Here is an 11807-nt window from a genome sequence, read left to right as displayed (position 1 = left end):
ACCCCGACAACGCGGGCGGCTTCCTGCCCAACGGGGCTGCGGCGAAGGCCGGGCTGAACCGCTCGATCGCTGATGCCGGTTGGGGGGTGTTCCTCGCGATCCTGAACGCAAAGGCTGAAAGCGCCGGGCGGGAAGTGGTGGCCGTGGACCCCCGCAACACCTCCCGGCGATGCCCCGAATGCGGGCACACCGCCAAGGAGAACCGGCCCACACAGGAGGAGTTCCACTGCGTCTCGTGCGGCCACCGGGCGCACGCCGACGTCGTCGGAGCACTCAACGTATTGCGGGCCGGGCTGGTCCGTCGCGAAGCCCAACCGGCATAGCGAGAAGCTCCGCCCTTCAGGGTGGGGAGGAGTCACGGTGTATCGCAGCACGATGCTCCAGGCCGCCACGCCGGACGCGATGCGCGGACGCCTGCAGGGCGTGTTCATCGTGGTGGTGGCGGGCGGGCCGCGCCTCGGCGACTTCCTCGCCGGGACGGCCGGCGACCTCGCGTCGCCGCGCGTCGCGATCGTCGGCGGCGGCCTCGCGTGCGTGCTCGCCGTGGGCCTGCTGGTGACGCGCTGGCGCGCCTTCCTGCGGTACGACGCCCGGGACCCGCAAGCCTGACCCGTTGACGTCAGGCGCCCCGCACGGCGTGCGCGACCGTGTCGAGGGACGCCACGACGTGCCGGGCCCCGGCGGCCAGCAGCCGCTCCCGGGAGCGGCCGTCGGTGGCGAGCCCGACGAAGGGCAGGCCGAGGGCGCGGGCGGCCGTGGCCTCCGGCACGGTGGCCCCGATCATCACGCACCGCCCCGCGGCCACGCCCAGCTGCCGCAGCGCCCGGCTCAGACACTCAGGATCGGGCATCAGGCGCGGGGCGGCGGGGGCGCGGCAGTGCAGCGCCTCCGGCGGGATGCCGAGCCCGTGCGTGCGCACGTACGTGGTGACGGCGCGCGGCGCGGTGTCGGTGGCGATGGCCAGGGGCCGCTCGCTGGCGCGCAGGACGCGGACCAGGTCGACGGCGTGGGGCGTGGGCCGGGCGCTGTACACCGCCTGGCGTTCGATCCGGTCGAGCTGGTCGTGCAGTTCGCCGGTGAGGGCGCCCTGCCCGGCGAATGCGCGAAGGACGTCCAGCGGGTGCACGAACTCCGACGAGCCCCCGGCCCGGGGCACGGGCCGCCCGCCCAGCGCGTCCTCGGGGTCCCGCGCCTCCACGACGACGGACAGCAGCCGCAGCGCGGCGTCGCGGGCCTTGCCCGGGGCGTACAGGCGGGTGAGGGTGCCGTCGAAGCCGAGGACGACGGCGGTGGCGGCGGCGAGGGTCTCCGCCAGCGGGGTCGGCGTCCCGGTGGCGGCCGCGATCCGGCAGTACCAGGCGTCCGTGCCGGGCAGCGGCCGGAAGCCGGGGTGGTCGATGGCCTCGCGCAGCCCGGCGGGCACGACCACGGTCGCGTGCTCCGCTGCGGGCGGCGGCTCCGGCTCGGGGGCGTCCTCGACGGTCACGACGAGCCCGAGCCCGCTGAACCGCCGTACCACCTCCGGGAGTTCCCGCAGGACCTCGGCCAGCAGGTGCGGCAGCGACACCTCGGAGCCGATGCTCGCCTCCCAGCCGCGCTCGCGGGGCAGCAGCTCGAACTGCTCGGGGGCCGCGCCGCCGCGCGTGAGGAGGTCGGTGACCGTGCGGCTCAGCTTCGTCAGGGCGTCCGCCTGCCAGCCGGGGCGGGCCGCGAACGCGAACGACAGGGACACCGAGTCCGACACCGACCTCAGGACGGCCTTGTGGGCGCCGCTCAGGCGCTCGCGAACCGCGCGCGCGGCGGGCCCGGCAACGGCCTCCAGGGGCGTGCCGCGCCACAGGGACAGCGCCGACGAGGCGAGTTCGCGCTCGCGCGCGGTGTCCCCCGCCGCGCGGGCCCGCCGCGCCTCCGCCGCAAGGTCCTGGAACCGGAACACATCGATGTCCTCGACGCCGTGCACGGGGTCAAGGGGCAGCTCGTACCCGTTGTCCCGCTGCCGTACGGCGTCGGGGCCGAGCACCTCGTTCAGATGGGCGGCGTAGGAGTCGAGGAGGCGGCGCGCGGTGGCGGGCGCGGGCGCGTCCCACACGCCGTCGATGAGCTCGTGGTACGGCACGACGCCGCCCTGGCGGAGCAGCAGCAGGCAGAGCATGGCCAGTTCGTGCCGGGGGCAGGTGGCGAGCTCGGCGCGGGTCAGGGAGACCCGGACGGGGCCGAGGAGCGCGTAGTGGCGGCGCTCCTCGGGCGGCACGAGCCGCCGCAGCCGCCGCAGCCCCCGCGCCTGTGCCTCCGGATCGCGCGATACGAGGTCGTCGACGGCCGTCCGCAGCCCTTCGCGCAGCCACGCGGGCCGCTCCTCCCGGGGCGGGGCGAGCAGCTGGGTGAGTTCGCCGAGGGCGCGCAGGTCGTCCGTGCGCCGGGCGCCGCCGAGCGGTGTGGTGCCGAGGACCCGCAGGACGGGGCCGCCCGGGGCGACGACGATGTGGTCCAGGTCAAGGGCGCCGTGGGCGATGCCCTTGTGGTGCAGGGCGGCCAGCGCTCCCGCGACCCGGGGGAGCGTGGTGACGAGCCGCTCGGTGGGAAGGCCGTCCGGCTCGTCGGCCAGGAGCTCGCCCAGGCTGCTGCCGGGCACGAACTCCTGCACCACATAAGGGGTGCCGCCGTGGATGCCGTAGTCCAGGACGGCGGCGACGCCCGAGTGCTTGATCTGCGCGAGCAGCCGGGCGTTCTCGGTGACGTTCACCCGCGCCCACGTGCGGTGCGAGTACACGCGCACCAGGACCGTCAGATCGCCGTTGGCGGTGTCCTCGGACAGCCACTCGTCGCCCGAAGACGTCTGCCGCAGCAGCCGGTAGCGCCCGGCGAACAGCATCGGGCCCCCGCCCCCGAGCCGCCGTACGCTCTCCTCGCTGACCTCCGCGAACGGCTCCGCCTCGGCCGGCTCCCCGCGCCCGGGACCCCGGGCGGCGCCGGGGGCGAGGGCCCGCAGCGCTCCCGGCGCCGCCCCCGCCCGCTCGTCGATCAACCCGCCCACGCGGGACAGGAGCTGCCGGGTGCGCCCCCGCGCTGAGCGCGGCAGGGTGCCGAGCAGGACATCGCGTACGCCCTCGCGGAAGGCGTACGCGCCGGGCTCCCCGCCCGGCGCCCCCGTGAGCATGCCGCTGAGGACGACCTCCGCCAGGTGCTGGGGGCGCGGGCGGCGCTCCACGGCCGCGTGGACCAGGCGCATCAGCGGCAGCCGCGGCTCGCCCACGGCGAGGTGCCCGGCGAGGCGGAACGCCTCGGGCGATGCCGAGGAGCGGAAGCGCAGGACCAGTTCCTCGGCGGACAGCAGGGTGATGTCCTCGCGCGGCGCGTCGTCGTCGGCCCCGCCGGGCGCCGGGCCGAGCCAGCAGGCCGCGCCGGGGACCTGGACGCCGGACGCGACCAGCTTCGCCCAGTGGGACAGCCACGCGGGCGCGACCTCGAGGACGGGCACCGGCACCGCGCCGGGCGGCGCGCCGGAGGCGTCGTACGGGGCGAAGGTGAGCGCGGCGGACGGGGCCGCCGCGTGCGGGGCGCCGAGCAGGCCGGGCGTGGCGGGCAGCGCCGTCGTCGGCCACAGCCGCTCGGGCAGCGGCTGGAGGACGGCCAGGGGCAGCCGGTCGGCCCAGCGGCGCAGGGTGCTCAGCCAGCGGCGGCCCGCCGGGCCCTCGCGCCACTGCGGGCCCATGCAGTCGCTGATGACGAGGGTGACGGTGCGGCCCGTCGCGGTGACCTCGGCCGCGCGCGCCGGAACCGTGCCGTCCGGCGCCACGGGGTGCAGGTCCACCGTGCGGAACAGGCCCGACTGGGCGAGCGCGGTGTGCAGTTCGCGGACCAGGGGGTGCCAGACGGGCATCGTGGGCCCCACGTCGTACACCAGGCACAGCCGCAGCCAGCGCTCGGCGGCGGGCCGAAGGACCGGCAGCCAGTCGCGCGGGCGCCCGCCGAGCGCGGCGATGCGGTGCGCGGTCGCCTCCTCGTCCAGGACGCTCCGGTCGGGCGCGGGCACGCGGCGGCCGAGCGGGCGCAGGGCGCGCTGCAGGGCCAGCGGGTGCGGCAGCATCGGCGGGACCGGCACCCGCAGGGCGGTGCCGCCGCGTCCGGTGTCCCCGGCGCCGTTCGCCCCGGCGCCCGCCGCGCCGGTGGCGTCAGGACGGGGGCGCGGGCCACCGCCGGTGGGCAGGCGCAGCGGGACACGGCCACCGGCGGGCGGCGCGGGCGAAGGCTCCGGGCGGCCGGGGGCGTCCGGCCGGGCGGGCGGCGCGGGCTCGGGGAACGGCGGCGGGGCGGCGGCGCCCTCGTCCGGCGACGGCGCGAGCGGCCCATCGGCGGGGCCGCCCATGTGCCCCGCCAGCCACACCACTTCGGCCAGCTCCTCCGCCGAGGGCCCGGTGCCGCCGCCCGCCGCGGCCGCGAGCACGGCGGCCAGGCGGTCCAGGCGGGCGCCGGGGCGGCCGGGCGCGGAGCTAGAAGGCGGCGCCATCGGAATCCTCGTCCGGCGGCAGTGAGGCATCGCCGCCGAGGTAGGGCATGAGGAGCCGCGCGAGTTCGTCCCGCGAGGACGCCTCCAGGCCCGCCGCGCCCGTCAGGTACAGGGCGTTGAGGAGCTGGTCGGTGGCGAGCTCGCCGCCGCTGCCGCGGCGCAGGAAGCGGGCGATCAGCTCGCGGGCGTAGGCGTCGGGCTCGCCCAGGTGGGCGCGGACGATCTCCTCCAGGTGCTCCCCGTGCGGCTGGCGCAGCCGCAGCGTGACGCAGCGGCGCAGGAACGCCGGCGGGAACTCGCGCTCGCCGTTGCTGGTCAGGACCACGAACGGGAAGGCCCGGCAGCGCACTCTGCCGTGCGCGACGGGCACGGGCGGGCCGAAGTCGGCGCTCAGCAGGTCCGCCTGAGGGGTGTGCCGGGCGACGCGCACCAGCTCCGGGATCTCGTACTGGCCCTCCTCCAGGACGTTCAGGAGGTCGTTCGGCAGGTCGAGGTCGCTCTTGTCGACCTCGTCGACGAGCAGCGCGCGGGGGCGCTCGTAGGGCAGCAGCGCGGTGCCGAGCGGGCCGAGGCGCAAGTGGTCCTCGACGCCCGCGCGCTCCTTCGGCGCCCGCTCCTCCTGGGCGCGCCCGGCCGCGTACAGGCGCGACAGCGGGTCGTACTGGTACAGGCCGTCGTGCAGGGTGCTGCGGCTGGTGATGTTCCAGCGGAGCACCGGGCCGAGCCCGAGCTCGCGCGCGACGGCGTAGGCGAGGCTCGACTTGCCGCTGCCGGGCGGGCCCGTCACGAGCAGCGGGCGGCGCAGGTACAGGGCGGCGTTGACGAGCTGCACGCACTCGTCGGTGGCGATGTAGGTGCGCGCGCGGTGCGTGCGGTCGGGCGACGCGGAGCGCTCGCCCGCGCGCGGGGCCGGCAGGACGGGGCCGCCGTCGAAGGCGCGCCACGGCGGCGGCGGAGGCAGCCGGGTGATGCCGTCGTGCGGCTCGCTCGTGCCGGTGTAGACGGGCCACAGGGACATCACGGACTCCGGGATCCTTCGTAGGTGCGGGCGGTCAGGCGACGGGGGTGCGCAGCGGCGCGGCCGCGGCGTCGGGGAAGCAGCGGGGGTCGTCCCACAGGATCTGGACGTCGCGCGCCCAGTGTCTGTCGGGCTCGTCACAGGCGTCCGCCGCCTCCCGCAACTCCATGACATGGTAGGGGAGTTCGGCGGGCGGATGCCGGGAGAGATGGGTGGCGAGCTGGTCCAGGAAGGGCGCGCCGGAGCAGGGCCCGCCGTCGTGCTCGCACCCCGAGCGCGGCCACAGGAGCACCGGCGTCGGCGCGTTCAGGGACACCTCGAAGTGCGGCCGCAGCCGCGGGGTGCGGGGCGGCGCGGCGAAGCCCGCCAGGTCCGTCTCGCCGTGGCGAAGGCGGAAGCGCAGCTTGTTCGGTGCCTCCCCGGCCCCGCAGTCCACGCGGTGCACGGCCGTCGTGGCCTTGTCGTCGAGCCGCTCCCACTTGCGGGCGAGCTGGTGGCGCAGGCCGCCCGCGCGCCGGGAGCGGTCCGTGACGACCAGCGGGTAGGAGCAGCCGAGCGGCGTCGGGTCGTCGGCGCTGCGCTCCCAGCGCGCCACCGGCTCGTTCAGCCACTCACGCGGCAGCACGAAGGCGATCAGCTCCGCCGCGTCCGGCGAGAGATGGCCGAAAGCCTCCTCGATGAGCTCCTGCACACCCGCCCGCACCCGGCCGCGCGGCAGTGTGCGCGGCGTGCCCACCGGGTGCCGCCGTCCGTCACGGCAGGCGGACACCTCCACCTGGACCTGGTCGCCCCCGGCGCCGCTGCGGGACAGCTCCACGAGGATGGGCGACCAGGCGGGGCGGGCCGGGGGAGCGGGGGCGGGGCGGGGGGCCGGAACGGCCGCCGGGCCGCAGCGGCTGGTTAAGCACTCCTTCGGGCCCGGCCCGTCCGCCGTCGCCACCAGCTCCGCGAGGCGCTCGGCGAACCGGTCGGCGGCCCCGGCCACGTCCACCTCCGCGAGGACGTACCAGGCCGCCGCCCACAGCGAGGCGAACCCGCCCGGCGGCACCGGCGGGCCGAGCGGCCCGACCGCGTCCAGGTAGAGCCGCTCCGGCGCGCAGGCCAGCGCGGACCCGGCCTTCTCCGCCCGGTTCACCAGCTCGCGCAGCCGCCGCGGGGCCGTCCGGTCCCGGTCGGGGGCCGGGATCAGCTCGGCCAGGCGCGGCCAGTAGCGCGCCATGACGGGGGCGGGCAGCATCCGGCCGTTGCGCACCCCTGACGCCCCGGCCACCGCCGAGACCATGCCGACGACGAGCCCGCTGTCGGCGAGCGCCACGGCGGCCCCGCTGAAGCCGGGCGCCAGGGCCTGCCCATGGGCGTTCCAGGCCTCCAGCTGGATCCACTCGTCGGCGATCAACTGGGCGGCGGTGGCGCGGTACTCGGCGATGGTGCCCTCCTCGTACCCGCGCGGGAAGCCGTACGCGACCAGGCGCGGCCGGGGCTCGGCGTACGCGTCGCCGGGGTCGGCGAAGCCCGCGGGCACGATCGCGACCGGCCGGTCGAGTTCGAGGACGGCGAGGTCACCGGGGTCGGCGCCGTGGCCGTCCCAGCCGCCGTGCGCGCTTAAGCTCGCGGTCAGCGCGCCCAGGTCCCTGTCGTGCGGGAAGGCGACGGCCACGGGCGCCCTGGAGCTGTCGCGGACGACGTGGGCGCAGGTCAACACGTGTCGGTCGGACACGAGGAAGCCCGCGCCCGTCTCGCGTCCGCACCGTACACGGGCGTGCCAGGAGGCGCTGTTCATGAGGCGGACGCGGCCTCCGGGCGCTCGGGGGAAAGGGCCGCCGGGGCCGCGCCGTTGTCCGCCGCGCGGGCCTCCGGCACCCGCTCGCTCCGCGGCGACCAGGCCAGACGTACCGTCAGATGCCCCTCGGCCGAGCCCTTCACCAGGACCGCCCCGGCCTCCGCCGTCATCCGCACGCCGAACTCGACCTCCACCGTGTCCGGCTTCAGGGTCCCGTCGCGGAACACCCTGAGCGCGGCCTCCGCGGCCGCCCGCGCGCTGTCCAGGGACGCCTCGAAGGTGCGGGCGGCCTGGGCGGGCCCGTCGCCGCGCGAGACGAGGCGCACGCCCTCCATGTCCTCGGGCGCCAGGGCGACCACCACCCGCGCCCCGTCCCCCGTCGTGAACTCCACCAAGCCGTCGTCCATGCCGTCCCCCCCGCGGTCGAGCCTCGCCCTGTGCGCAGCACTCAGGGCCCACATTGTGGCGGACCTCCCAGCTGGCGGAAAGCCGCCCTGGCAGCTTCCCGCCAGCCCCGCGCAACTCTCCCGCAACACCAGCGGACTGACACTTCTCGGTGCGTCCCGGACCACCCGTCCGGGCGTCATCCGCACGTGGTGCCGACGAAGAGAGGTCGCCTTGACGCAGAGACCCCGCCGAGCCCGCCGCCCCCGCCGCCGCATCCTGACCGCCGGGCTCGCCCTCACCCTGCTGCCCGCCGGGCTCACCACCGCCGCCACCGCTACGGCCGCGCCCGCCGCCGGGGCCCGCGCCGAGGGGCCCGCCCCGCACGCCCGGAAGGCGGCCGGCACCGTCACCCTCGTCACCGGCGACCGGGTCACCGTGACCCGGCTCGGCGGCGGCAAGCAGGCCGTCGCCGTCCAGCGCCCGCCCGGCGCGAGCGGCGCCGTGCGCACCCACGTCAGCGGCGGCCGTGTCACCGTCGTCCCGGACGAGGCCCGTCCCTACCTGCGCGCGGGCGTCCTCGACCGGCGGCTCTTCGACGTCACCGAGCTGCTGCGCCAGCGCGTGGGCAGCGAGGACGGCAAGGGCGGCAAGGGCGACGAGCAGGGCGTGACGCCGCTCATCGTCACCTACAAGGACTCCGCCGCCGCCCGCCAGGCGCCGCGCGGCACGCGGGCGGTGCGCCCGCTGCCCAGCATCCGGGGCGCCGCCGTCACGGCACGCCCGGGCGCCGCGTTCTGGCGGAGCGTCACCGGCGGCGCCAGGGCCGGGAGCCTCGGCGGCGGCGTGGCGAAGGTGTGGCTCGACGGCCGCGTCGAGGCCCGGATGGAGGCCAGCAACGCCCAGATCGGCACCCCCAAGGCCTGGGAGGCCGGGCTCACCGGCAAGGGCGTCAAGGTCGCCGTCCTCGACACCGGCGTCGACGCCACGCACCCCGACCTCAAGGGCCGTGTGAGCGCGACGAAGAGCTTCATCCCCGGCCAGGAGGTCGCCGACCGCGACGGCCACGGCACGCACGTCACCTCCACGGTCGGCGGCAGCGGCGCCGCGTCCGACGGCAAGGAGAAGGGCGTCGCGCCCGGCGCGGACCTCGCCGTCGGCAAGGTGCTCAGCGACGAGGGCTTCGGCAGCGAGTCGCAGATCGTCGCCGGGATGGAGTGGGCGGCGAGGGACGTCGACGCCAAGGTCGTGTCCATGAGCCTCGGTTCGAGCGAGCCGAGCGACGGGACCGACCCGATGGCGGCCGCCGTGAACGCGCTCTCCAAGGAGACCGGCGCCCTGTTCGTGATCGCCGCGGGCAACACCGGCGCGCCCTCCTCGATCGGCTCGCCCGCCGCGGCCGACTCCGCGCTCACCGTCGGCGCCGTCGACTCCGCCGACAAGGCCGCCTACTTCACCAGCCAGGGCCCCCGCTTCGGCGACCAGGCCCTCAAGCCCGACCTGTCCGCGCCCGGCGTGGACATCCTCGCCGCCCGCTCCCAACTGGCCCCCGGGCAGGGCGACTACACCGCCATGAGCGGTACGTCGATGGCGACCCCGCACGTCAGCGGCGTCGCCGCGCTGCTCGCCGAGCGGCACCCCGACTGGTCGGGGCCCCGGCTCAAGGACGCCCTGATGTCCACCTCGCACCGGCTCGACGCGTCCGCGTACACGCTCGGCGCGGGCCGCGTGGACGTGCCGTCCGCGATCGACGCGAAGGTCACCGCGACCGGCGCCGCCGACTTCGGCTTCTACTCCTGGCCGTACGGCGACAACAAGCCGGTCACCCGGAAGATCACCTACACCAACTCATCGGCGTGGCCTGTCCAGTTGAGCCTCACGGCTGAAGGCGCCGCCGACGGCGTCGTCACGCTCGCCGACCGCGAGCTCACCGTGCCCGCGCACGGCCATGCCACCACCACCGTCACCGGCGACGGCACCAAGGCCCCCGTCGGCGACACCAGCGGCCGCGTCATCGCGAAGGCGGACGGTAAAGCCGTCGCGCACACCGTGTTCGGCCTGGTCAAGGAGGGCGAGCGGTACACGCTCACGGTACGGGTCAAGGACCGCGAAGGGGCCCCGGAGGCCGCCGACGTCGTGGTGCAGCCGCTGGCCAAGGGCGAGGACCCCTACCCCGTGGCCGTCGGGGACTCCGGCGAGCTGAAGCTGCGCCTGAAGCCCGGCGCGTACGCCCTGTCCTCCTTCCTCGACGTGCGCGGCGCCCACGGCGCCGACTCCCTCGGCCTCGGCTTCCTCGCCGCGCCCGAGGTCACCCTCGACCGCGACCGCCAGGTCACCCTCGACGCACGGAAGCTGCGGGAGATCACCGCGAAGGTGCCGCGCCGCGCCGAGACCCGGCAGCTGCTCATGGAGGTCGACCGCACCGCGCACGGCTCGTCGTACCAGGGCGCCGTGCAGGTGCCCGTCAAGTACGACAGCGTCTTCGCGGCGCCGACCCCGAAGGTGCGCCAGGGCACGTTCGCGTACCGCACCGTCTGGCGCCTCGGCAAGCCCACGCTCGACGTCTCGGGCCTCGGCGCGGCCGTCGCCCAGCCCGGCGGCACCGTCACCGACGGGCGCGCCAGGCTCACGCCCGTGGCCGCCGGGGACGGCACGCCCGCCGCGTACGCGGGCAAGGACGTCCGCGGCAAGGCCGTCGTCGTCCGCCGCTCCGGCGCCGCGGGCCAGCCGACGCCCGCCCAGCTCGCCCAGACCGCCCAGGACGCGGGCGCCAAGGCGCTGTTCGTCACCGACGCCGTGCCCGGCCGCCTCAACGCCTGGTTCGGCACCGACGGCAACGAGGGCCGGCCCCTGACCATCGCCACGGTCAGCGCGGCCGACGGCGCGCGGCTCCTGAAGGCGGCCCACGCGCACCGCCCGGTGTCCGTCACGGGCACCCCCTACCCGCCGTACGTCTACGACCTGGAGGACGGCTTCACCGGCTCCGTCCCTGACCGCCCGCTCACCTACCGGCCGGGCAAGGGCGAACTCGCCGTCGTGGACGCGAAGTTCCACGCGCCCGCGCGCGAGGCCACGCCCGGCGGGGAGTTCCGCTACTCGATCACCGACACCTTCCGCGTCGGCATCGGCTTCCTGGAGAAGACCTCCTACCCCGCCGAGCGCACCGACTACGTGGCCTCCGGCAAGGGGCGGCTGTGGCACGAGTCCACGCAGTCGGGGCCCACGACCCTGGAGCAGCGCGGCGGCCTCGTCTCCTACCGGGGCGGCCAGCGCACTCGGCTCGACTGGTTCAAGCCCGTCTGGCACCCGTGGCTCGGCACCGGCCTCGGCTGGGGCCAGCAGCGCCGCGGCGACGACCTGGAGTTCAACGTGCCCGGCTGGGGCGACTCCGGGCCCGACCACACCGGCTTCGGCGACGTGTGGAGCGATGACTCACTGACGCAGGAGAGCGCCGTGTACGCCGACGGCGTCCTCGTCGACCGGCGGAAGAGCTCCGGGGTGTACGTGTGGGACGCCGACCCCGCCGAGCGTACGTACAAGGTGGTCACCGACACCTCCCTCGACCCCGGGCGGTGGCGCCTGGCCACGAAGGCCCACACGGAGTGGACCGTGCGCTCGGCGCGCACCCCCGAGGACCGCAAGACCTTCCTGCCGCTGCTGAACCTCGGCTTCGACGTCGACACCGACCTGTACGGGGACGTGCGGGGCGGGCGGAAGGTGCCCGTGGGGATCTTCGCGGAGCATGTGAAGGGGTCCGTGGGGGGTGGCCGGATCGGTGGGGCCTCGCTTGAGGTGTCCTTTGACGACGGGGGCTCGTGGCGGGCCGTGCCGCTGTCCCGGGTGGGGGAGCGGGACTCCTGGGAGGGGGAGTTGCGGGTGCCCCGTGGGGCTCCGGGGGTTTCGCTGCGGGCCGTGGTCCGGGACGACCGGGGTGGGTCGGTCTCCCAGGAGATCGTTCGGGCGGTGGGGGTGCGGTAGCCGTGGGCGGCGGGACCTGGGGCCCTCGCGGGGCGCCCCAGGCCCGCCCCTTCCCGATCCGGGTGCGGCTGCCCCCGTTCCCCCGCTCAAGACAATTGGCGCTTCGCGCCTCGTCCTCAAACGCCGGACGGGCTGAAACT

At 76.5% G+C, this 11807-nt stretch carries 6 protein-coding genes and 1 pseudogene; 3 read left to right on the top strand and 4 right to left on the bottom strand.

What is annotated here, in order from left to right:
- Nucleotides 1-323: RNA-guided endonuclease InsQ/TnpB family protein (locus AC07A4_RS31240; RefSeq protein ID WP_478605019.1), on the top strand; the 323-nt coding region annotated here is incomplete at its 5' end.
- Nucleotides 324-360: 37 nt separating this feature from the next.
- Nucleotides 361-609 (top strand): annotated as a pseudogene (locus AC07A4_RS31235) (MFS transporter); the annotation flags it as partial.
- Nucleotides 610-619: 10 nt separating this feature from the next.
- Here the strand turns inward: AC07A4_RS31235 and AC07A4_RS31230 are convergent.
- Genes AC07A4_RS31230 through AC07A4_RS31215 form a run of 4 tightly spaced genes read right to left on the bottom strand, consistent with a single transcriptional unit; the run spans nucleotide 620 to nucleotide 7712 of the window.
- Nucleotides 620-4507 carry an SAV_2336 N-terminal domain-related protein gene (locus AC07A4_RS31230; RefSeq protein WP_478605017.1) on the bottom strand — a complete coding sequence of 1296 codons (3888 nt, stop codon included), beginning with the start codon at nucleotides 4505-4507 and terminating at the stop codon, nucleotides 620-622.
- Nucleotides 4491-5525 carry an AAA family ATPase gene (locus tag AC07A4_RS31225; RefSeq protein ID WP_478605016.1) on the bottom strand — a complete coding sequence of 345 codons (1035 nt, stop codon included), beginning with the start codon at nucleotides 5523-5525 and terminating at the stop codon, nucleotides 4491-4493. The genes AC07A4_RS31230 and AC07A4_RS31225 overlap by 17 nt, the downstream gene beginning before the upstream one ends.
- Nucleotides 5526-5559: 34 nt before the next feature.
- Entirely contained in the window at nucleotides 5560-7305 is a 1746-nt protein-coding gene (locus AC07A4_RS31220; protein WP_478605015.1) for a VMAP-C domain-containing protein, read from the bottom strand.
- Entirely contained in the window at nucleotides 7302-7712 is a 411-nt protein-coding gene (locus tag AC07A4_RS31215) for a CU044_2847 family protein (protein ID WP_478605013.1), read from the bottom strand. The genes AC07A4_RS31220 and AC07A4_RS31215 overlap by 4 nt, the downstream gene beginning before the upstream one ends.
- 211 nt (nucleotides 7713-7923) lie before the next feature.
- On the opposite strand from AC07A4_RS31215, the gene AC07A4_RS31210 reads away from it, so the two are divergent.
- Nucleotides 7924-11667, top strand: a complete 3744-nt coding sequence (locus AC07A4_RS31210; RefSeq protein WP_478605012.1) for a S8 family serine peptidase — start codon at nucleotides 7924-7926, stop codon at nucleotides 11665-11667.
- Nucleotides 11668-11807 lie beyond the last annotated feature (140 nt).

This window comes from Streptomyces sp. NPDC043996, assembly GCF_056435225.1.
The sequence above is the reverse complement of the archived record's forward strand: the minus strand, read 5'-3'. Positions and strand labels throughout refer to the sequence as shown.